Origin of the sequence: Lactobacillus helsingborgensis (assembly GCF_000970855.1) — a bacterium.
Lineage (GTDB): Bacteria > Bacillota > Bacilli > Lactobacillales > Lactobacillaceae > Lactobacillus > Lactobacillus helsingborgensis.
Window position 1 is genome coordinate 569,200 of sequence record NZ_KQ034046.1, and the last position, 20,757, is coordinate 589,956.

Sequence of the window (20,757 nt, forward strand, 5' to 3'; positions counted from 1 at the left end):
CTTTTTTAAGTTAGTCTAATGGCATTTTGACTGGTCATAATTTGTATCCCATAAACTGAAATTTTTTGGTCATTCTGACTTATGTATATGGGAATACTACGACCATGAATATTTTGTACCAATTTAATAAATTTGTCTTTGGTTAGTGGCTTTTTGCCCGGAATAAATAGGCAAGCTGTACTGGTAATCTTTACTTTTGCCAGCGGAATTGCCTTTTGGTCAATAGTTAGGTACAAGTTAGTTTGGTTATTTAAATCGTTGGTTAATTGTAAAAAGTCAGTTAATCGCATTTTATTATTCCTATACAAATTAAAAATGTTATACTATAAGATATTATTTTAGTAAGGACGGCTTAACTAATTGAAAAAATTAAAACATAAAAAGTTGTGGGTGTCATTAATTGTTATTATCTTACTAGTATGTTTGCTGTTTACGGGAGCTGGCTACTACTTTTTCACAGTAGCATGTGTTCCGGGTGAAAAAAGCTTTCTATCATCGTCCAGCAAGGTGATCAAGAAATCAGACCCACTTTACCGTGAAAAAATCTGGTTTAAGAAAACCGCAAAAGAAAAGTGGTACATGACTTCGGCTGACGGTAAATATAAGTTAGATGCTAATTATATTCCTCATAAAAATTCTAGTAAAACAGCTATTGTTTTGCCGGGTTATATGGATACCAAAGAAGATATGGGTGAATATGATGCCTTGTTTCACGAATTGGGTTACAATACTTTAACACCTGATCCACGGGCACAAGGCAAGAGTGAAGGAAATTATATCGGTTATGGTTGGCCTGAAAAAGATGATGTCAAGAAGTGGATTAATTATTTGTTGCAAAAGACTGGTAAGCAGCAACAAATTGTAGTTTATGGCTTGAGTATGGGCGCGGCAACTGCCATGATGACCAGTGGTCTGAAACTGCCTCAGCAAGTTAAAGTATTTATTGAAGACTGCGGCTATACTAGTGTTAAAGACGAAATTGAACATGAGGCAGGAGTTTTATACAATATGCCTGCCTTCCCGCGTTTTCCTTTAGTTGAGATTTTAAGCGGCATTAATAGGCTGAAAGTTGGCTACTTTATGGGTAATGCCTCCAGTGTAAACCAATTACATAAAAATCATCGGCCAATGCTCTTTATTCATGGTAGTCGTGACAATTTTGTACCTACTAGAATGGTCTATCCTAATTATAAGGCTACTAAGGGGCCAAAGGAAATATGGGTTGCACTCAAAGCTAAACACGCCAAGTCATTTTCAAAGCATCCCAAAGAATACAAAAAACGGGTTGCAACATTTTTAGCTAAATATATCAAATAGATTACGCTTTATGCTTGCTAGCGCTTACATGTATCTGTTAAGATAAATGTGTGGTTAAGGTTATCATATTTTCTATCTCCATAATTTGTTTGTTGTCTAATCTTAAATGGCAAGCTCAAAAAAGTTTATTTAGTTTTATACAAATGATTATTTGCTTAAAATCGCGAATTTTAAACATTTAAACCTAATCCACTAAAAAATAGTTGTCGCAATTTGCGGCAACTATTTCATTTATCTTAAAGTTAATTTAACAACACATTCACAGCGCGGTGTTTGCGGCAACATGTCTACATTTTCTATTAGCCTGACATTATAGGCCTCGCTTAATAAAACTAAATCCTGCGCCAAAGTGGAAGGGTTACAAGAGATGTAAACAAAGGTTTTAGGCTTAACCTTCAATAAGGTTTTGATTAAGCTTTTAGCTAAGCCGGTACGTGGGGGATCGACAATTAATGCGTCAATTGGCACGCCATTGTTGGCTAATTCAGGTAAAATCTTTTCTACACTGCCCTGAATGTAATTAGCATTTTTAATATGGTTGAGTTCCACATTATGGTTTGCATCAGCAACTGCCTCAGGGATGGTTTCAATACCAATAACCTGCTTGACCTGATCAGCTGCTAAAATTCCCAGTGTGCCGACACCACTGTAAGCATCAATCAGAGTTTCTTCAGGCGTTAGATCTAAGAATTTAAGCGCTCTTGAATAAAGGGTAATGGTTTGTACTGGATTTAATTGGAAGAAAGCTCGTGGTGACAATGCAAATTTTTTGCCGAGAATTTCATCAGTAATCTGATTTTTGCCGGCCAATTTAGTGGTCTTGTTGCCCCAGACTTGCGGATTACGCCAGTCAGTTTCATTTTGATAAACACTGACTACGTTAGGAAGCTGCATAATTTCTTGGGCCATTTGCTCTAGGTTTTTAATACTGTGACCGACAGTAATTAGTGTTACCTGAATTTCACGGGTAGCATGTGCTTGACGCACCACGATTGTTTTAAGACCATCAAAATGCCGGTAAGGATCAGCTATTTTAATGTGCATCTTCTCTACCAGATTTTTGATTTTGCGCTCAGTTTCTTGAGTGTCTTTATTTTGAGTGGGCATTTCCGGCAAATCAAACAGTTGGTGTGAATTGGGGGCAAAAAGACCTAAGCTTATTTGACCGTGATTTTGTTCAATTTGATATTGCGCTTTGTTGCGATAATGCCATTCTTCAGGTGAAGGAATAGTCTTTTTAACTTTATATTTGTTATAACCGCGGGGATGGTATTTTTCAAGAGCTTCCAAAACATTATCTCTTTTAAATTCAAGTTGTTTTGGATAAGCTAAATGAGCAAGTTCCAGTCCGCCAATTGCGGGGTCAACATTATTAGGGAAAGCAACTCTATCCGGGCTTTTCTCCTTAATACGTACCAGTTCAGCATCAATGTAGCGTGGATATTCTTTAATAATCTTGGCTACTACCACTTCGCTTGGTAAAGCACCTGGTATAAAAATGATTTTCTTGCGGTAATAACCAATTCCTTCACCATTAATACCAAGTCTTTTGACGGTAATAATAATATCTTTATCTTTTTGTTTCTTTTGATTAAAATTCTTGTACATAGTTTTCTTTCTACAATAAAATAGTAAATGTTAAAAAATAGTAAATGTTAACAATTCATTGTACTCCTAGAAAAAAGTATTTAGCAAGAATGAGCAAAATTTGCTAGCATGGAGTTGATGAGTAGAAAGGTAAATTATTATGCCAATTATTACTAAAGTTAGCAGTCAAAAAAGACCTGGACGCTACAACATCTTTTTAGATGGCACATACTCTTTTTCTGCCAGTGAACAAACAGTGGCTGAGTTTATGCTCTTGAAGGGTCAGGAATTAACTGAAGAACAAATTGTGGCAATTAAACAGTTTGATGCCGGGGCAAAGGCAACTAATATTGCGACCAATTATTTAAGTTATGAACCCAGAACGGTTTTTGAGGTTTTACAATACCTTAATAAACACGACATTGACAATGAATCGGCGCAAGCAGCAGTCAGTCAGCTAACAGAAATGGGCTTTTTGGACGACGCCAAGTACGCCCAATTATTGGTTAGACAAAATTTGCGCATTGGTACTGATGGACCAATTAGTATCAGTAATAAGTTGAGGCAGAAGGGCATTGCTCCGGAAATAATTGACAATACTTTAGCTGAAATAGCTGATGATGACTGGTTTAAGCCGGGTGAGAAGGTCCTTAAATCTATGAAAAGTAAAGTGGGGAAATTTTCCAGGCGCGAGCTTGAACGTAAAATGACAGCCAAGTTATTAAGTCATGGCTTTTCTAGTGCTCTTGCCAGTGAAATAATTGCTCAAATTAATTTATCGCAAAATGACGAAGATCAAATAGAAGCATTAAAAAAGCAGGGGATAAAGGCGTATAAACGGTTTTGTCGTTTGCCTGAAGGCCAGAAACAAAACAAAATACGCAACTATTTATTTACTCACGGCTTTACCACTAGCGAAATTGATGCTTTTCTAGCTGGTGAGATTGTTCCCTTAGCTGAATTAGATGAATATTAGGAGATTTTATGAAAAAACTGCAAAAAAAAGTAACTTTTGTTGGACGCCCTTTTCCGGACCAATTAATGGATGAACAGAAAACTTTCACCGAATCAAATATGGCAATGGAACAAGACCAGACTTTTCTGAATTTTATTGCCCAGAATAATTTAAATAATACTCGCAGTAGTTTGGTGGTTTTTGGTCCTGAAAATTTTATGTACTGGTACGGGGTAATTGCGCCAAACGAGATTGGGGTTCCGCGAGGATTAATGAAATTTGTGCTGCCTGAAACCCAAGTAGCAGTTGAGGAAAAGGATAATCAGAATATTTCTTTTTTTAGTCAACCCTTAAATATAGTAATTTCACAATTTTTAGCTACTGTGGCAGATACAGGAATTAAAATTTATCAAAATCCCGGCGATAGTTTAACCCCTTATGTTTTGCAAAATTTAGATTTAAAGACAAAAAAACTGACCCAAGAACTATATCTTGAAGACGATCTTTAACAGTTAGTGTTGTTTAGGATCAATTGACAGGTTGTCATACTCAACATAAGCGCCCAGACAAGTTGATAAAAGCATTACCAGCATCACAATTCCCACAGATTTACCCACTATTTGATCTAGGGTTAAAAATTCACGCACGACAAAAGTGGCTGCAAAACAAAGAATAAAATCTAAGATTACATTGGCAACTTGTAGAAAATAGCGCCGTCTAATACTGAAAAAGCGTAATAATTGTTTTAACAAGCCATCATCTATTTCAACGGCTAACAAGTCAACTGGTCTTTGAATTGTAGCTTTGATGGCAAACATTATTAAAGCTCCGACTATAGCGCCAATGGTAGTGCGGAAAAGATCGGCTGAATGCAAAACAAGAGCATCGTAGCCAATGCCAATAATAGTTAAACTACATAAATAAGGAATTAAAAGTAGGAACGTAAAAACAAGTATGACATGACTTTTTTTCATGGTAAAACCTCATTTCTTACGTGCTATTCTAACATATTGTTTGTGTACATGATATAATGTTGATATTTAATACGTTATTTTAAGAAAGAGAGCAAAAAAATGACTAGCGACCCTGAGAAGGGGAATTTATTTGAGCGTTTCAGAAATAAATTTTCCCCTACAAATGATGAAGAAACAAGAGAACATTTAATTTCAGAAATTGAAGATTTACATCAGCAGAAAAAAATCAATGATAACGAATTTTCAATGTTAAATGCAGTTTTGGATTTTCAGGGACGGATGGTACGTGAAGTAATGGTTCCGCGAATTGATGCTTTTATGGTTGATTGCCAGGAGAGTTTGCAGGATCATCTTAAGGAAATACTGCGTGAACCATATTCCAGAATACCGGTTTATCAACACGATAAGGATAAAATAGTAGGCATCATTCATATTCGGACGGTTTTGCGTAAAGCTTGGGAGAAGGGCTTTGACAAAATTACTTATGATGACGTTATGAATCCACCCCTCTTTGCTCCAGAGACAACTGAACTTAGTGATTTGTTGTTTGAAATGCAGCAGACGCAGCAACAATTGGCTATTTTGACGGATGAGTATGGTGGTGTGGTTGGTATTGCTACAATAGAAGATATTATTGAAGAAATAGTCGGTAATATTGATGACGAAGTAGACCAAACCGAAGTTTTGGTACACCAGATTGCCCCAAATAAGTATGTCATTTATGGTAAAATGCCTCTTGATGAATTTAATGAAGAATTTGGTACTGATCTGGAAATGGAAAATGTAGATACCATTGCAGGTTATATGATTACCAAATTAGGCATAATTCCAGCCAAAGGAGAAAAATTAGCGGTTAAATTGGATAACGGCATGGTTTTGACAACTAGAAGGATGATGCGTTCAAGACTAATGACTGTTTTATTAACTATACCTGAGGAAAAACCGAAGAAGAAAGAAGAACAAAATACTTAATGAGTAATGAACTATTAGATAAGGTTAAAAAAAGAAGAACATTTGCTATTATATCGCACCCGGATGCAGGGAAAACTACGATAACGGAGCAAATGCTTCTTTTTGGTGGCGTAATTCGTAGTGCAGGAACTGTTAAAGCTCGTAAAACTGGTCACTATGCGACTAGTGATTGGATGGAAATCGAAAAGCAACGTGGTATTTCCGTTACCAGTTCAGTTATGCAGTTTGAGTATCAGGGAAAAAGAATTAATATTCTCGATACTCCCGGGCACGAAGATTTTTCCGAAGATACTTATCGAACCTTAATGGCGGTCGATTCCGCGGTTATGGTCATTGATTCGGCTAAAGGTATTGAACCGCAAACCAAAAAATTATTTAAGGTGGTTAAGCAAAGAGGAATTCCGATCTTTACTTTCATGAATAAGCTAGATCGTGACGGCAGACCGCCACTTGATTTGATTGCGGAACTTGAGGACCTGTTAGGTATCGAAGGCGTAGCCATGAATTGGCCGATTGGTTCTGGCCAAACGTTGGAAGGCTTGTATGATATTGCCAACAACCAAATTGAAATGTACCACAAAGATGGACCTGACCGCTTTTTAGCACTTAATAAAGAGGGTAAGTTACCTGCTAGTGAACCATTTAGTCAAAATCCGCAGTTTCAGGATACTCTGGGAGAAATCGAATTAATTAAAGAAGCTGGTAACCAGTTTGATCTTGCTAAAATTGTTAAAGGAGATCAAACTCCAGTATTTTTTGGATCTGCCTTAACTAATTTTGGAGTTGAAACATTTTTAAAGAGCTTTGTCAAGCTTGCACCTTCACCTGCCAGCCATGAAGTTAATGATAACGAAAATTTAGCGCCAGATGATCAAGATTTCTCCGGTTTTGTCTTTAAAATTCAAGCTAATATGAACCCTCATCACCGTGACCGTATTGCATTTGTCCGTATTGGCAGCGGTGAATTTAAAAAGGGACTAGATGTTACTTTGGCTCGTACGGGTAAACCGATTCGCTTGAACAATGCAACTGAATTCATGTCAAGTGAAAGAATGCAGGTTTCGGATGCCGTGGCAGGTGATATTGTCGGATTATATGATACGGGTAATTTTCAAATTGGTGATAGTATTTATGCCGGTAAGCGCAAGATTGTTTACCCACCGCTACCGGAATTTACACCGGAGTTATTCGTCAGAGTCACTGCCAAAAATGTGATGAAGCAGAAGTCGTTTCATAAGGGAATGGTGCAACTGGTTCAAGAAGGAGCCATTCAGTTATACCAAAATTATCAGACTGATGAATATATCTTAGGTGCTGTAGGACAACTGCAATTTGAAGTTTTTAAATTTAGGATGAAGAATGAATATAATTCCGATGTGGAGATGACAAATATTGGTCACAGAGTTGCACGTTGGATTGATCCTGATCAGCTTGATCCCGCTATGGCTAATAGCCGTAACCTTTTGGTCAAAGACCGCTACGGTCAACCATTATTCTTATTTGAAAACCAATTTGCTGAGCGCTTCTTCCGGGATAAGTATCCTGACGTGAAATTAACAGAAAAGCTCTAAATAAAAAACTTGATGTGAACCCTAAAATTAGGACACTTTATATTAGCTGCTAACCGAGGACTAACTTCCGATATTCAATCGGAGTTAGTCCTTTTAGTTTAATCTTGATTCTTTTCTGATTGTAATACTCAATGTAGTCTCTAATCGCATCTTCCAGTTCAGTGAGATTCTTAAACTGCTTTTCGAAACCATAAAACATTTCTCGTTTAAGTATCCCGCAGAAGCCTTCCATTAACCCATCATCAAGCGAGTTGCCCTTGCGTGACATTGATTGGCTAATGCCATGATTTTTGAGCCATGCTTGAAACTGGCCCTTTTGGTGACTAGATATGGTAGATTAAGGGAGTTCATTGGTAACTTCTTTCTAGAATTTTGTGGTTAATTACATTCTATCAAAGAAGTCCAATGGACTTTTTTGTTTTCTAATCAGGGCAAGTGTTCAACTTCATCTTACAATTTACCATTTTATTATTTTGTTAGCGCGTATTATCTGAACATGGAAGGAGTTAAGCGCAGATGCCCAGACGCCCCCACGGTATCTGCGCATGGACCGATGTCAGGACAAAAATTTTAGTTTCCTATAGGAAAAATAGGCAAGCTTAATATGAGTTTATGCTAAAATTTAAATTAAAGAATAACGCTAAATAGATAAAGGCAAAGCTATGAAAATTAACGATATAATAATAAAAGGTATAAAAAATAGTGAAAAAATTGATACACCGTCAGTTATTTATTTAAAAGATGCTATTAGATTTAATATAGATGAAGCGTTAAAACAATTATCGGAAGTAAAAACTAATGAGACAAAATTACTTTATTCTATAAAAGCTTGTTATAACTCAAAAGTAATTTCGCTTTTATCAAGATTTGTGGCCGGCTTTAGTGTTTCCTCTGTACAAGAATATAAAAAAATAGCTCGGTTTAATAATAAAATTGTTTCGGCTACCGGATTTGAATATGATAAATTCGATTTAAATAAAAATTCTGTTTTTATTTTAATTCATTAGTACAATTACAAGATTTCTTAGAAAGTAATAATTTCCGACTAAACTTGAAGATAGGTATACGAGTTCGTGCGCCTGAGAATTTATATTTAAAAGAACAATATTTTTCTCACTTTGGATTTTCATTGGATCAACTTAAAGTTTTAGAAAAGATAGCCACAAAATACAATTTTTGTGTAACTAGCATTCTTATTCATCAAGAAAATAAAGTATATGGTGATTGTTCTACACTAGGCGCATTTATAAATACTTTGTTAAAATTTGATTTTTTAGAAAATCATTGCGTTAGCAAGATTGATAAAAATGAAGATGGATTGTTTTATGTAAATTGTGGTAACAAAACTATTATTTGTAAGTATTTAATAGTTGCTACGGGTATTTTAACCTTTCCAAACATATTAGATAAACCAGAAGAAGTAAGTATAGGCCTGCATACGCCAAATGAAATGATAAAAGAAACAGTAAAGAAGCATTAGTGGCATAAGCTATTAATTGTAGGAAACGATAAGGACTCTATTAGAAAAGACAACTATTGCTGATCCTAGTAGTAGATTTCCTTTCTTTCCTAGAGAAAGGAACTGGTTAAATAGCTATCAACATAAAATAGAGCTTGATGAAGAATAACCATAAAAGGTAGATTAGTTATGACAATTGGTGAAGCCTTGAAAGAAATGCAGAAAGAGCTTGGACTAACTGGAAAAGAAATGGCTGCTGGCATTATTACAACTGGTACATATTCACGTGTGATCCATGGTACTAGAAGAATAAGCAGTGATTTATTAATAAAATTACTACTAAAACACAATATAGACTTATCTTATTTCTTTGATAAAGTATCTGATACTTACATGCCTCCCTCCAATAGGTTAGAACAAAAATTATCCTCTCAATTTGGACTTGCATTTAATAATCATGATATTGTAGCAGCAGTTACAACATTCGAGCAGATTAAAAAGGCTAATGTTAGTATTCATTTTAAAAAAAGAGTACAGATAGCTGTTGCTTTTTTGACAAAAACTACAGATGATTTAGATAATAAGTTTAAGAAATCCATTATAGATGATTTAAATAAAGATAGTAACTGGATTTTTAATATTCAAGCTTTACTTTTATTTGCTACATCTTTTGAAATTTTACCAATTGAATTTGTTGAAAAAAAGATGGTCTTTTTCTTTAATAAAATATCACGATCTAAAAACATCTCAGAAATTATGAAAGAAAGATTTGCCATCATTTGTGTTAACTATTTACATTGGAAATATTCTCAAACAATAGGATTGAATGGAAAAATAGGGATAATTGGAGCTAATGTAGTGAATGCTATAAATTATCTTCAAAGCTTAGAGTCAACCACTCATTTTATCATTTATATAATATCAGCTAAATATTATTCGGCATTGTTTTCTGGTAATTTAACTCGTGCTAAGCAGATTAAAGAGAATCTGCTTGATATGGGGTGTACATTAATGGTTAAAAATTGGCCACTGTGAAATTTTTGTTTATTTAAAAATGGATGTTTATTATTGATTTATGGCCAACCGGTTATGAGTATTATTAAAAATAAGAAAAGGATTATAATTAAAAAAGTGTATTATGTTATGTAAAAAATATGCAAACGTTTATAAGCTGCTAGTTGGCCGAGTCACGACCAACATCGCCGACAGCCTGTTCTACATGGCGGTGCTCTGGTACTTCAAGGAGACCGGGCACTCACCTTTCATGGTAGCGGTCCTGTTGACCGTTACTTCCGGGATTGACATGATCTCGTTCGGCCTGGGCCCCCTGATTGACCGCATCTCAATGAAGAAGCTGCTGAACTATTCCACCATCATCCAGGCCGCAATCAGCGCCGCGGTGGTGGGGGTGTTGCAGCTGGGCCAAAGTGGCATCGGGGTTGACGCCGTGGTCTTAATTCTTTACACGGCCTCCACGGTTCTTTCAACCATTATTTACCCGGCCGAAACCAAACTGCTGCCGCTGTTTGTCGCGGAAAAGGACATGCTCCACTTCAACGGTCTGTTCCAGGTGACCTACGGCGTTTTGGACTTAGTTCTGGACGGTTTTGCCACCTTTCTGATTGCGACAACGTCAATCAGCATGACCGTGGTCATCTCCGGCGTGGTTTTTGCGCTGGCCCTGCTGACCTACGGGCGCCTGCAGATTAACGCCCTGGCCAAGGACGTCTTGGAGAGCGAGGAGTACTTCACCGGCTCCTACTGGAAGGACCTGCACGTCGGTTGGCAGACGCTGAAGGATGAAAAGAACATCCTGGAGCTGATCCTGCCACTGTGCGTCGTCAACTTCTTCTACGGCATTTTCGACGTGGGCCTGCCGTATTTTGGGCAGAGCTATGTTCATGACTCGGCAATCGGCTACGGCGGCCTGCTGCTGGCCTCGTCTCTGGGCGGCATCGCCGGTGCCTTCCTGGTGCAGCACTTCAAGCTGGGGAAGAAGAGCATGGAATTGTTCATCGCAATTTGCTTTGTGGGTGCTGGTGTCTTCCGCCTCCTGGTTCCGCTGACGGCGGGCCTGAGCGTCCTGCTCATCCTGTTGAACTCGGCCATCTCCTCTTTGTGGCTCACCATGATGAACACGGACTTTGAGGCCTTGGTGCAGGTCAGCTTCTCGTCTGCGGTGCTGGGGCGCATCGAGACCATCAACGACAGCATCCTGTCCGTCATGATCCCGCTCGGGACGATGGCAGGCGGACTGGTAGTTGACCGGCTGGGCGCAATCAGCACGCAGTACATTTACGGCGTTACGCTGCTGCTCGCGGCGGTCTACTACCTCGGCGTGGTCAGGCACAAGGCCAATAAGTAAAAAGAATCCGCATGGCATTAACATGATTATTCATCAGATTATGTTGCTATAGTTTGGCGATGTTTTGATTGAGCATTCAGACTAAAAATAGATATGCCCCTTGAAATTAAAGTAGTTTAATAATTTCTGGTTAAGGACTAACTTCCGATATTAAATCGGGGTTAGTCCTTTTAGCTTGCTTGTTCCGGTGAAGGTAAGTTCTTGAAGGGCTGTTCAAAGCCGTAGAACATATTCCACTTTAAGGTGCCAAAGAAAGCCTACTATCAGTCCGTTGCCTTTGCGCGGTATGGACTGGTGGATGCCACGGCTTTTTAAACCTAAATCTAGTGCTACGTGATAAAGGGACTCATGGTTAACTATGATTCGCTTGACAGCCTGCTTTTTAAAATTACTTGTATAAGCAGTGAAAGGTTGATCTAAAACGGCTAGACCGTGACGGTCAATTAAAGCCAACAAGTAACCAATATTAGACCTGCCAACATGATAACGCTGACTTAGCACCGCGGGGCCGATTTGATAATCATGCCAAAGATGATAGATTTGAATTTTATCTTGTTTAGATAATTTAGTCATAAAAATAACCCCCAAATTTGTCCTAAATTGGAGGGTCATATCAACTGGCATCATGCCAGTTTTTTTATTTATCAATATGAATTTCAATCACATGTTGACTTTTGTCAAAAGTTAAAACATAGGAAGGATTTTTTTGTTTAACTAATCGCTCAATTACAAATTCTGTTTCATCTTTACGGACGCGTCGATTGTGGTTTTCCAAGACAATCCCGATAGCTTTATCACTTTCGGTGTATATAACAGAAGTATTGCCTAGAGAATATACTTTAACATAATTTACATTAGTAGTATTTAGTTGACTATGAACAAGGTCCCGATAACTATTGGTTACATCTATCAAATGCATGGATTTCACCCGTTTCTTCTAGTAGCTCTTTTTTATTTTAGTATACAACTAATCATAACTTTTTTCTTTTAAAAAAAGCATGATTATCATAATTTGCAATAATCATGCTTAGTGAAAAATTAATTTAACTAATTATTTTCGGTGTTAACCTCGGTATCACCGATATTTTCATCATTACTAATCACAATTTTGCCATCAGCTACGCTAGCTAATAAGCGCTTAGCTGCAGGATGATCCAGTTTATAGTCTGCCACTTTGTCTTCAATTTCTTCTTGAATAGTTCTCCTAAGAGGTCTTGCACCCATAGCAGGGTTATAGCCTTCTTCGACTAACTTGTTCTTTGCTTCATCACTAACAGTAATCTGTAAACCTTGGTTTTTAACCATATCGTTGACTTCTGTTAACATCAAATTGACAATTTTTACTAAGTCTTCCTTAGTTAATTCATTAAATTCGATTACATCATCCAGACGGTTGAGAAATTCCGGCTTAAAGAACTGGCTCATTGAACTTCTTGCTGAATCAGGCTTATCATTAGCATTTTCAGCAGTAAAGCCGACACTGGTATTTTTAATACCCTGACCCGCGTTAGAAGTCATGATGATAATAGTATCCTTAAATGAAACCGTTCTTCCCTGTGAATCAGTTAAACGACCGTCATCAAGTATTTGTAAGAACAAATTCATAACAGCAGGATCAGCTTTTTCGATTTCGTCAAGCAGTATTAGGCTGTATGGGTGACGACGTACTCGTTCAGTAAGTTGTCCAGCTTCTTCATAACCAACATAACCCGGAGCAGAACCGATCAATTTAGAAACAGAGTATGACTCCATGTATTCAGACATATCAAACCGAATTAAAGCATTTTCTGAACCAAACATTTGTTTAGCCAGTTGTTTGGCAAGTTCGGTTTTACCAACTCCCGTTGGTCCTACAAAGAGGAAGGAGCCGATTGGTCTACCAGATTTGTTAAAACCGATCCGATTCCGGCGAATTGCCCGCGCCAACTTGTCAACGGCTTTGTCTTGACCGATAACATGCGCTTTAAGATTTGGTGCCAAGTTTTGTAACTGATTTTCTTCCTGCTTTTGCAAATCGCCAACAGGGATACCAGTCTTTTCTTCGACAATCTTGTTCATAATCTTACTGGTGATTACCGGAGATTTATCTGGATCAACTTTTTGATCCTTCATTTTATTATATTTTTCAATTTGGTCGCGGTAATATGCGGCCTTTTCGTAGTCTTCATTCTTTAATGATTCCTGCTTTAATTTTTGCGCTGCTTCAATCCGTTCCTTCATTTTTTCTTTATCAACATAAGGAATGGTTAAATTCATTCGTGAACCAGCTTCATCGAGTAAGTCAATGGCTTTATCAGGTAAAAACCGGTCTTGAATGTAACGCTCAGACAATTCTGCAGCAGCTTTGATCGCATCATCGGTATAGTGAACGTGATGATAATCTTCGTAACGCTTTTGAATACCCTTTAAAATACGGATGGTTTCAGCTACTGACGGTTCTTTGACATCAACAGGTTGGAAACGTCTGGCTAAAGCAGAATCTTTTTCAATTTCGCGATATTCTTTTAAAGTGGTAGCGCCAACAAGTTGTAAGTCACCACGAGCGAGGGCAGGTTTAATGATGTTGCCGGCATCCATTCCGCCTTCGGCATTGCCTGCACCAACGATTTCATGAATCTCATCAATAAAGAGAATAATATCATCATGGCCTTGTACTTCTTTAAGTAGTTGCTGCATACGCTGTTCAAATTGACCACGAATACCTGTACCTTGAACTAAAGAAACTACATTTAGTGATATGATTCTTTTATCTTGCAGCTTGGCAGGTACCGAGCCATCGACAATTTGTTGGGCCAAGCCTTCGACTACAGCTGTTTTACCGACACCGGCTTCACCAATTAAGACTGGGTTGTTTTTAGTTCTGCGGTTCAGAATTTCTATCACGCGCGCAATTTCTTTATCACGGCCAATTACTGGATCGATTTTGCCTTTTCTTGCTAGAGCGGTTAGATCTGTTCCGTACTGATCAAGCAGTGACCGACCACCGCCAGCACCATTATTGCCGTTAGCGTTGCCCGGACCACCAGTACTCATTCTAGGATCCCCCGGGTTACCAGCGTTGCCATTATAGTTGAAGAAATCGCTGAGATCGCCGAAGAAGCCGTTATTGTCATTGTTCATATTAATATTTCCTTGTTGTTTAAGTTGTTGATAACATTGTCCACATAAATTAATTTCTCGACGCTGTCCATTAACTTCTGCAAAAAGGTGAATGGAGGCTGGTCGTTTTTGACAGTTTTGACAAAGCAATTATATTACCGCCTTTCATATCAATTTACTAAATTATATAATTAGCACTCGCAATAATCAAGTGCTAAAACTTATTTCTTATTATTTGTAAGTAGCTTAAATATGATAAAATAATTCTAGGCAAAATCAAAAAAATTGCTGTAATGATATCGGTTTAAAAAAAGCGGTGGTAAAATGGATTATCAAAAAATTTTAGAGCAGTTGGCAAATGGGGAACTTGATCATTATGAAGTTGACCCGCAAAATGCTTTTGAATTTCAAGCTGCATTAAGGTCTTTTGGCAAAAGGCAAAATATAACCGGAAAGGCTTTGAGGGGCGGTAAAATAATTTATTCGCAAACCAAGACTGAAGTTTAATGATGTAAACTGTTACATTTATGTTGTCTAATTCACAAAAAAATGATAGTCTAAGTAGGCGAATAGGTATTTACTACCGGTTTGATTTTTTGAATTCAAAGGAGATATATATAATGGAAAAACGCGATTTTCATGTTGTTGCAGAAACAGGTATTCATGCTCGTCCAGCTACATTGCTAGTACAAGCTGCTTCTAAGTTTGGTTCAGATATCAACTTGGAATACAATGGTAAATCAGTTAACTTAAAGTCAATCATGGGTGTTATGTCACTTGGTGTTGGTAAGAATGCTGATGTTACTATCAGTGCTGATGGTGATGATGAAAAAGATGCAATCAATGCTATTTCTGAAACAATGAAAAAAGAGGGTTTGGCTGAATAATGACCAAGACATTAAAAGGAATTGCTGCAAGTGATGGCATTGCTGTAGCACCAGCTTATCTCTTGGTTGAACCAGATCTTTCATTCACCAAAGCCACAGTTAGTGATGTTGATAGTGAATTAGCTCGTTATAAAGAAGCAATTTCAGTTTCTACTGCTGAAGTTGAAAAAATTCGCGATAGTGCGAAGAAGAGTTTAGGTGAAGATGAAGCTCAAGTCTTTGAAGCTCACTTAATGATTCTAAATGATCCTGAGTTTACGGGTGCAATTGAAAATGAAATTAAGGAGCAGAAGGTTAATAGTGAAGCTGCTCTTGATGAAACTGCGCAAAAATTCATTACAATTTTTGAAGGCATGACTGATAACGAATACATGCAGCAGCGTGCAGCTGATGTGCGCGATGTTTCTAAGAGAATCATGGCTCACTTACTGGGTAAAGAATTACCAAATCCAGCTTCTATTGACCATGAAGTTGTAGTGGTTGCTCACGACTTAACCCCTAGTGATACGGCTCAATTAAATAAGAAATACGTTAAGGGCTTTGTTACAGACATTGGTGGTAGAACTGCGCACTCAGCAATTATGGCACGTTCTTTGGAATTGCCAGCAGTTGTCGGTACAGATTCTATTACCAAAGATGTTCAAAATGGTGAGACTGTTGCAGTTAACGGTCTTAATGGTGACGTGATTGTAGATCCAACTGATAGTCAAATCGCTGATTATAAGCAAAAGAGTGCTGATTTCTTAAAGCAAAAGGCTGAATGGGAAAAATTAAAGAATGAACCTTCTGTCACAGCTGATGGCAAGAAGTTCACAATTGCTGCTAATATTGGTACACCAAATGATATGCAGGGTGTAAACGATAATGGTGCTGAAGCCGTTGGATTATACAGAACTGAGTTCTTGTATATGGATTCAAAAGACTTCCCGACCGAAGACGAACAATTTGAAGCCTACAAGGAAGTTATTGAAGGAATGCACGGTAAACAAGTTATTATCAGAACCATGGATATTGGTGGCGATAAGCATCTTGACTACTGGGATTTGCCAGATGAAATGAACCCATTCTTGGGTGTGCGTGCTATTAGACTTTCACTTCAAAATGAAGAAATCTTCCGTACACAACTAAGAGCTCTTTTGCGCGCATCAGCTTATGGTAAGTTGGGAATTATGTTCCCAATGATTGGTACTTTAGGCGAATTACGCAAGGCTAAAGCAATTTTGGCAGAGGAGCAAGAAAAATTAGCAGCTAAAGGCGTTAAAATGAGTTCTGACTTAGAAGTTGGAATGATGATTGAAGTTCCTGCCGCTGCTGTTTTAGCTGATCAACTTGCTAAAGAAGTTGATTTCTTCTCAATCGGTACTAATGACTTGATCCAATACACAATGGCTGCCGACCGTGGCAATGATAATGTTTCTTATCTTTACCAACCAGCCAACCCATCAGTTTTACGCTTAATTAAGCACACAATTGATGCAGCTCATGAAAATGGCATTTGGTGTGGCATGTGTGGTGAAGCAGCTGGAGACAGCACAATGTTCCCAATCCTGCTTTCAATGGGATTAGACGAATATTCAATGAGTGCTACTTCAATTTTGCGCATTAGAAGTTTAATGAAGAAGTTGAACACTAATGATATTAAGGAATTAGCTAATAAAGCTTGTTACGTTTCAGAAACTGCTGAAGAAAATGAGCAGTTAGTTAGTGACTTAATGAAAAAAGTGGACAGATAAATATTGATTAAAAAAAGGATACATTCATAAAAATTTAATGTGTCCTTTTTTAATTTCTTTAATCTTTCTTGGTAAAAAAGTCATAGAATATTCACTTTTAAAAATTACCATAAAATTATAGTTAGTTATGGAAAATCTACTTACAAAAAAGAAGTAGTATGCTATAATAATTTAGAAGACTAATTCTGAAGGAGCGTGAAATATATGGTCAATTTATATATATCTCCGAGCTGTACATCATGCCGTAAAGCAAAGGCTTGGCTAAAAAAACATGACATTCCTTTTAAGGAAAGAAATATTTTTTCTGAGCCTTTAACTAAAGAAGAGCTTTTACAAATTTTACGTATGACCGAAAATGGTACTGAAGAAATTATTTCTACGCGTTCAAGAGCATTTCAACAATTAAAAGTAAATCTTGATGACTTGTCAATCGATCAACTACTTGACTTGGTTGAAAAGAATCCAAGTCTTTTAAGACGTCCAATAATTATGGATGACCGTCGACTACAAGTTGGCTATAACGAAGACGAGATCAGACGCTTTTTACCTAGAAAAGTCCGTCGTCTTGAACTTGAAGAAATGCAAAAAATTGCAGATCTATAAAATTCATGAAAGTTTAAAATAAAAGCGTTAGTTTTTAAACTAACGCTTTTATTTTATTGGGAAAGTACGCTACAATAGAACAAAGAACCTGATGGAGGTGAGAACTCATGCAAGTAGATCATATTAACGACAACACAATTCGCGTGAGAATAGGTAAAAAAGAACTGGCTAATCGTGGACTTAAAGTTTTAGATTTACTGGGCGATAAAAATAAAATTCAACATTTCTTTTATTCGATTTTGGACGAAATAGATACTGATCACTCATTTAGTCAGGATGCGCCGGTTACTTTTCAAGTAATGCCTAATAACGGTGGACTTGATTTACTTATCACCAAAGTAACAGATAAAGATCGGAATAATTTAGCCCAATTATTTGATAATGATACCGCTAATAATGGGAAGAACAATCAAGATTCACGGAGATCTTTTCTTGATCTGGAAAATGAAGACGAAGGAAATAGTGAAGAAGATACTTCTTCTACTCCTAAGGGTAAGAAGGAATTTTGGAAGTTACAGAAGAAACAGGGATATTGTTTCAACGATCTTAATCAAGTAGTGGAACTGGCTGATAGTCTGTTAGCTGCTGATTTAGAATCCAGTCTTTACTTTGAACGAGGAAAATTTTACCTTGAACTGACCTTTACTGATACTGATTATGCAGAAATCAAACCTGCAGACGCATGGGCGATTGCAAATGAATATGGTATTAAGGTTAAAGCAAATGAAATGGCTCGCGTACGTATCAATGGTAAACAGATAGTTGCACATGATGCTTTAGGTTGCTTGCGCCATTATTTTAGCAAAATTAAATAGCAAATATTTTTAATTAGATAGAAGGGCAAGAATTAATTCTTGCCTTTTTGCGTACTTATTTTTAGGTGATAAAAATGTACGCAGCTCTGTTGAATAATGTCTTAGTATTAGCTGTTGATGAAGCGCAAAAGCAGCAAAATAAAAATTTAAGTCAAAAATATTTTTGCCCGCATTGTCAAAGAGAAGTGCAGTTGATAATCAAAAAAGAGCGGTCTTATTTTAAGCATCTTGCTCAAGTGACTAATATGTCTGGGGAAAATAAAGAACATGCTCTAAGTAAAGAACTGCTTTATACAGCTCTTAGAAAAACGCATTTTGATGCACAAATGGAAACTAGTTTAGCAAATGGTCAATTGCGTGCTGATATTTTGGCCAGCCCAAAACTCGCTTTTGAAATTCAATGTGCTCCTCTTAATAAATCAGAATTTCGTCACCGCCACTCACTTTACTGGAATTTAGGCATAAAAGATATTTGGATTGTAGGTAAGAGGCACTATTTGGAACAAAATTTAAAAAAGTCGCAACTTATTTTTTTTCGCAATAATCAAGCATGGCGAGATTATTATTTGGAAATTAATCCGCAGCAAGAAATATTGCGCCTTAAATATAACGTGTTACTAGAACCCGTTACGAATAAACTTCATTATCAAATACAGGTTTTTAATTTAAATCCAGTTGGATTAAGAAATTTATGGCACTTTCAGCCAAATTTACAAAAATATCAGGTGAATGCTCAAAAGCAAAAAGAGTACCTGCAATTACAACTTGCGCAAAAAAGTTTAAAAGGCATGCAAATAGCAGAAAAATTATACAAAAAGCGGCAAACCATTGAAGATTTGCCGTCCTGGGTTTTTCAAAATTTTCGCGCTGTTAACACTTGTGATAATGTCACTAAGTATTTAAATCAAACGTAAGTGTCTAATAGGATAGTAATTTTTTTCTTCTTCATTGATACAGCCGTTGCTTTTAAAAAGCTTAACTAGTTTATCATGAGCTAATATTCCTTCCAGCATGATCCCACTGTAATTACCACTTTCATTGAAAATAATTGTAGTCGGAATATTTCTCACATTAAATTTACGAACTAATTTTTTGTCTTGGAAAATTGAATCGTCAATATAGTGAGCAATCCTGCGATCATTTATGCGATTAAAATTTAAGTTAAGATCACTAGCAACTTGTCTGGGCAAATCTGCAGAGTATTTATTAAAGTCTTCGCTCATTGCTCTTTGCAAAGCAACTAAATAAGCGCGTGCCTTTTTGTTACCGTATTCAAGTTTAATTGCATGATAATGACGTAGTGCCTGAAAAGACGCAATGGTATATTGCGGTATATCAGTAATTCTTTGACCAGCTTTTTTTCTTCTAATGATGTCTTCTTTAATAACTTTAGCATTTATTACGGGAACAAAATGGTAAGAAGAATTAATATTGAGTTCATCAATTGCATCTTTAATTAATGTCTCTGTGTTGTAGCAATAAATGCCAACAGGATTCACAAAGAGAAAAATCTCAAACATGATCAGGCTCCTCCAAAACTGATTATTATGTACAACTCTATCAAATACCTATCCTTTGAACAAAAAACATACCTTCTCTATCCTATTTTAACACGATGAATGTAAGCGCGTGCAATTTTTGCTCGATTGGTATTGCTTTTGGTTTGAGTAAAACCATATTTTTTCTTTAGCTTATCCAAAACTACGCTAATTGTTTGAGGGTTAGTATTTTCTATTTCAAGTTCAAAATCTTCATAGCCATCGGGATAGGTACTGTCATCAAAGGTCAGTTCACAATTTTCAGGACCATTTGCAAGTATGCGGTGCGTTTTACTATAGGTTTGCAAGTCTAGTTGCAGATTATGGTCAAAGTGCTGGTTTAGATATTTACCAGCGCTGTATTTAAAGGTAATGTGCTGATTGTTAAGACCATTTTGAACATAATCTTGGGCTTCTTTTAGCGAAAGCTTATCATTTATTTCAATCGCTTCATGAAATTTGTTTTGCAACGGATTTTGATGAGGCACTTTGAGCGTTTGTTCAGCCCGATCAGAGAAAATACGAATACGACAACTGATTCTACTTTTTTTGAGTAATCTATTGTTGGTATCAAAGTAATAATTTTCTTGGTTAAAACTTTCTTTTACTGTAAAATCACTACACAGCTTTTGGAAAATTTCTTGTGGTAAAAGTATTTTTGCTTCTATCTCGGTATTTTCTGCCATTAGTACTTACTCCATTCTTTTTATAAATATAAAAAGTGTCTATAAAGTATTTTGTACACTTCACTACAAAAATTCAAAATTTAACTCTGAAAAAAATAAATAAATCGAGTAGGTATTCAGCAAATTATTATTCTAATAAGATTTCTGATAGAAATGCTATAAGAGTACATATTTGCTAAAATTAATAAATTTATCA

Annotated in this window: 23 protein-coding genes and 1 pseudogene; 15 read left to right on the forward strand and 9 right to left on the reverse strand. The window is 36.7% G+C overall.

The features are described from left to right. Positions 1-5 precede the first annotated feature (5 nt). The gene (locus tag JF73_RS02775) at positions 6-290 is read right to left on the reverse strand and encodes a hypothetical protein (protein ID WP_046326882.1); all 285 of its coding nucleotides are present in this window, start codon (positions 288-290) and stop codon (positions 6-8) included. A 70-nt stretch (positions 291-360) separates the two neighbouring features. Between JF73_RS02775 and JF73_RS02780 the strand changes: the two genes are divergently transcribed. After that, positions 361-1,317, forward strand: a complete 957-nt coding sequence (locus JF73_RS02780) for an alpha/beta hydrolase (RefSeq protein WP_046326883.1) — start codon at positions 361-363, stop codon at positions 1,315-1,317. Between the two features lie 231 nt (positions 1,318-1,548). Here JF73_RS02780 and rlmD read toward each other — a convergent pair whose 3' ends face one another. Then, positions 1,549-2,925 carry a 23S rRNA (uracil(1939)-C(5))-methyltransferase RlmD gene (rlmD, locus tag JF73_RS02785; RefSeq protein ID WP_046326884.1) on the reverse strand — a complete coding sequence of 459 codons (1,377 nt, stop codon included), beginning with the start codon at positions 2,923-2,925 and terminating at the stop codon, positions 1,549-1,551. 139 nt (positions 2,926-3,064) lie between these two features. On the opposite strand from rlmD, the gene recX reads away from it, so the two are divergent. Together recX and JF73_RS02795 are read left to right on the forward strand one after the other, a co-directional pair. Beyond that, complete coding sequence (gene recX / locus JF73_RS02790) at positions 3,065-3,880, forward strand: recombination regulator RecX (RefSeq protein WP_046326885.1); 816 nt, start codon at positions 3,065-3,067, stop codon at positions 3,878-3,880. Positions 3,881-3,888: 8 nt separating this feature from the next. After that, a complete protein-coding gene (locus JF73_RS02795) occupies positions 3,889-4,368 on the forward strand; it encodes a hypothetical protein (RefSeq protein WP_046326886.1) in 480 nt (159 codons plus the stop codon). A gap of 3 nt (positions 4,369-4,371) precedes the next feature. Here JF73_RS02795 and JF73_RS02800 read toward each other — a convergent pair whose 3' ends face one another. Then, positions 4,372-4,833: a hypothetical protein gene (locus JF73_RS02800; protein WP_046326887.1), complete on the reverse strand. Its 462-nt coding sequence runs from the start codon at positions 4,831-4,833 to the stop codon at positions 4,372-4,374. Positions 4,834-4,932: 99 nt separating this feature from the next. Here JF73_RS02800 and JF73_RS02805 point away from each other — a divergent pair, with 99 nt between their 5' ends. Further along, positions 4,933-5,805 carry a hemolysin family protein gene (locus JF73_RS02805; RefSeq protein ID WP_046326888.1) on the forward strand — a complete coding sequence of 291 codons (873 nt, stop codon included), beginning with the start codon at positions 4,933-4,935 and terminating at the stop codon, positions 5,803-5,805. After that, complete coding sequence (locus JF73_RS02810) at positions 5,805-7,376, forward strand: peptide chain release factor 3 (protein WP_046326889.1); 1,572 nt, start codon at positions 5,805-5,807, stop codon at positions 7,374-7,376. The genes JF73_RS02805 and JF73_RS02810 overlap by 1 nt, the downstream gene beginning before the upstream one ends. A 49-nt stretch (positions 7,377-7,425) precedes the next feature. Here JF73_RS02810 and JF73_RS09310 read toward each other — a convergent pair. After that, positions 7,426-7,659, reverse strand: a pseudogene (locus JF73_RS09310) (IS3 family transposase); the annotation flags it as partial. A gap of 379 nt (positions 7,660-8,038) precedes the next feature. Here JF73_RS09310 and JF73_RS02820 point away from each other — a divergent pair. From JF73_RS02820 to JF73_RS09500, 4 genes are all read left to right on the forward strand, one after another. Next, positions 8,039-8,383 (forward strand): hypothetical protein, encoded by a 345-nt coding sequence (locus tag JF73_RS02820; protein WP_046326891.1) that lies wholly within the window; start codon positions 8,039-8,041, stop codon positions 8,381-8,383. A gap of 122 nt (positions 8,384-8,505) precedes the next feature. After that, on the forward strand, positions 8,506-8,856 hold the full coding sequence (locus JF73_RS02825) for a hypothetical protein (protein ID WP_143435072.1): 351 nt from the start codon (positions 8,506-8,508) through the stop codon (positions 8,854-8,856). Positions 8,857-9,024: 168 nt separating this feature from the next. Continuing rightward, positions 9,025-9,870: a helix-turn-helix domain-containing protein gene (locus tag JF73_RS02830; RefSeq protein WP_046326893.1), complete on the forward strand. Its 846-nt coding sequence runs from the start codon at positions 9,025-9,027 to the stop codon at positions 9,868-9,870. Positions 9,871-9,973: 103 nt separating this feature from the next. Beyond that, the gene (locus JF73_RS09500; RefSeq protein ID WP_084608679.1) at positions 9,974-11,200 is read left to right on the forward strand and encodes an MFS transporter; all 1,227 of its coding nucleotides are present in this window, start codon (positions 9,974-9,976) and stop codon (positions 11,198-11,200) included. Positions 11,201-11,413: 213 nt separating this feature from the next. Here the strand turns inward: JF73_RS09500 and JF73_RS02840 are convergent, their stop codons facing one another. From JF73_RS02840 to JF73_RS02850, 3 genes are all read right to left on the reverse strand, one after another. After that, complete coding sequence (locus JF73_RS02840; protein WP_052727767.1) at positions 11,414-11,773, reverse strand: transposase; 360 nt, start codon at positions 11,771-11,773, stop codon at positions 11,414-11,416. Positions 11,774-11,837: 64 nt separating this feature from the next. Continuing rightward, positions 11,838-12,119 carry a DUF1827 family protein gene (locus JF73_RS02845; protein WP_046326895.1) on the reverse strand — a complete coding sequence of 94 codons (282 nt, stop codon included), beginning with the start codon at positions 12,117-12,119 and terminating at the stop codon, positions 11,838-11,840. A 128-nt stretch (positions 12,120-12,247) separates the two neighbouring features. Next, entirely contained in the window at positions 12,248-14,449 is a 2,202-nt protein-coding gene (locus JF73_RS02850; RefSeq protein WP_038521805.1) for an ATP-dependent Clp protease ATP-binding subunit, read from the reverse strand. A gap of 174 nt (positions 14,450-14,623) precedes the next feature. Between JF73_RS02850 and ykzS the strand changes: the two genes are divergently transcribed. From ykzS to JF73_RS02880, 6 genes are all read left to right on the forward strand, one after another. After that, complete coding sequence (gene ykzS, locus JF73_RS02855; RefSeq protein WP_038521808.1) at positions 14,624-14,806, forward strand: protein YkzS; 183 nt, start codon at positions 14,624-14,626, stop codon at positions 14,804-14,806. Between the two features lie 113 nt (positions 14,807-14,919). Beyond that, on the forward strand, positions 14,920-15,186 hold the full coding sequence (locus tag JF73_RS02860; RefSeq protein WP_034977366.1) for a phosphocarrier protein HPr: 267 nt from the start codon (positions 14,920-14,922) through the stop codon (positions 15,184-15,186). Continuing rightward, positions 15,186-16,919: a phosphoenolpyruvate--protein phosphotransferase gene (gene ptsP, locus JF73_RS02865; protein WP_046326896.1), complete on the forward strand. Its 1,734-nt coding sequence runs from the start codon at positions 15,186-15,188 to the stop codon at positions 16,917-16,919. The genes JF73_RS02860 and ptsP overlap by 1 nt, the downstream gene beginning before the upstream one ends. Positions 16,920-17,123: 204 nt before the next feature. Next, a complete protein-coding gene (spxA, locus tag JF73_RS02870) occupies positions 17,124-17,522 on the forward strand; it encodes a transcriptional regulator SpxA (RefSeq protein WP_038521818.1) in 399 nt (132 codons plus the stop codon). Between the two features lie 107 nt (positions 17,523-17,629). Further along, positions 17,630-18,337, forward strand: coding sequence for an adaptor protein MecA (locus JF73_RS02875; RefSeq protein ID WP_046326897.1), 708 nt, complete (start codon positions 17,630-17,632; stop codon positions 18,335-18,337). A 74-nt stretch (positions 18,338-18,411) separates the two neighbouring features. Beyond that, positions 18,412-19,251, forward strand: a complete 840-nt coding sequence (locus JF73_RS02880; protein WP_046326898.1) for a competence protein CoiA — start codon at positions 18,412-18,414, stop codon at positions 19,249-19,251. On the opposite strand, the gene JF73_RS02885 is transcribed toward JF73_RS02880, so the two are convergent. Together JF73_RS02885 and JF73_RS02890 are read right to left on the reverse strand one after the other, a co-directional pair. Next, positions 19,237-19,857, reverse strand: a complete 621-nt coding sequence (locus JF73_RS02885; RefSeq protein WP_046326899.1) for a DsbA family protein — start codon at positions 19,855-19,857, stop codon at positions 19,237-19,239. The two genes, JF73_RS02880 and JF73_RS02885, sit on opposite strands and share 15 nt — an antisense overlap. 77 nt (positions 19,858-19,934) lie before the next feature. After that, complete coding sequence (locus JF73_RS02890; protein WP_046326900.1) at positions 19,935-20,561, reverse strand: CYTH domain-containing protein; 627 nt, start codon at positions 20,559-20,561, stop codon at positions 19,935-19,937. Between the last annotated feature and the right edge of the window lie 196 nt (positions 20,562-20,757).

Coding starts and splice junctions, on each gene's coding strand:
- JF73_RS02775 (WP_046326882.1), bottom strand. CDS start 290: ATGCGATTAACTGACTTTTTACAATTAACCAACGATTTAAATAACCAA.
- rlmD (WP_046326884.1), bottom strand. CDS start 2,925: ATGTACAAGAATTTTAATCAAAAGAAACAAAAAGATAAAGATATTATT.
- recX (WP_046326885.1), top strand. CDS start 3,065: ATGCCAATTATTACTAAAGTTAGCAGTCAAAAAAGACCTGGACGCTAC.
- JF73_RS02795 (WP_046326886.1), top strand. CDS start 3,889: ATGAAAAAACTGCAAAAAAAAGTAACTTTTGTTGGACGCCCTTTTCCG.
- JF73_RS02800 (WP_046326887.1), bottom strand. CDS start 4,833: ATGAAAAAAAGTCATGTCATACTTGTTTTTACGTTCCTACTTTTAATT.
- JF73_RS02805 (WP_046326888.1), top strand. CDS start 4,933: ATGACTAGCGACCCTGAGAAGGGGAATTTATTTGAGCGTTTCAGAAAT.
- JF73_RS02810 (WP_046326889.1), top strand. CDS start 5,805: ATGAGTAATGAACTATTAGATAAGGTTAAAAAAAGAAGAACATTTGCT.
- JF73_RS02820 (WP_046326891.1), top strand. CDS start 8,039: ATGAAAATTAACGATATAATAATAAAAGGTATAAAAAATAGTGAAAAA.
- JF73_RS02830 (WP_046326893.1), top strand. CDS start 9,025: ATGACAATTGGTGAAGCCTTGAAAGAAATGCAGAAAGAGCTTGGACTA.
- JF73_RS09500 (WP_084608679.1), top strand. CDS start 9,974: ATGTTATGTAAAAAATATGCAAACGTTTATAAGCTGCTAGTTGGCCGA.
- JF73_RS02840 (WP_052727767.1), bottom strand. CDS start 11,773: ATGACTAAATTATCTAAACAAGATAAAATTCAAATCTATCATCTTTGG.
- JF73_RS02845 (WP_046326895.1), bottom strand. CDS start 12,119: ATGCATTTGATAGATGTAACCAATAGTTATCGGGACCTTGTTCATAGT.
- ykzS (WP_038521808.1), top strand. CDS start 14,624: ATGGATTATCAAAAAATTTTAGAGCAGTTGGCAAATGGGGAACTTGAT.
- JF73_RS02860 (WP_034977366.1), top strand. CDS start 14,920: ATGGAAAAACGCGATTTTCATGTTGTTGCAGAAACAGGTATTCATGCT.
- ptsP (WP_046326896.1), top strand. CDS start 15,186: ATGACCAAGACATTAAAAGGAATTGCTGCAAGTGATGGCATTGCTGTA.
- spxA (WP_038521818.1), top strand. CDS start 17,124: ATGGTCAATTTATATATATCTCCGAGCTGTACATCATGCCGTAAAGCA.
- JF73_RS02875 (WP_046326897.1), top strand. CDS start 17,630: ATGCAAGTAGATCATATTAACGACAACACAATTCGCGTGAGAATAGGT.
- JF73_RS02880 (WP_046326898.1), top strand. CDS start 18,412: ATGTACGCAGCTCTGTTGAATAATGTCTTAGTATTAGCTGTTGATGAA.
- JF73_RS02885 (WP_046326899.1), bottom strand. CDS start 19,857: ATGTTTGAGATTTTTCTCTTTGTGAATCCTGTTGGCATTTATTGCTAC.
- JF73_RS02890 (WP_046326900.1), bottom strand. CDS start 20,561: ATGGCAGAAAATACCGAGATAGAAGCAAAAATACTTTTACCACAAGAA.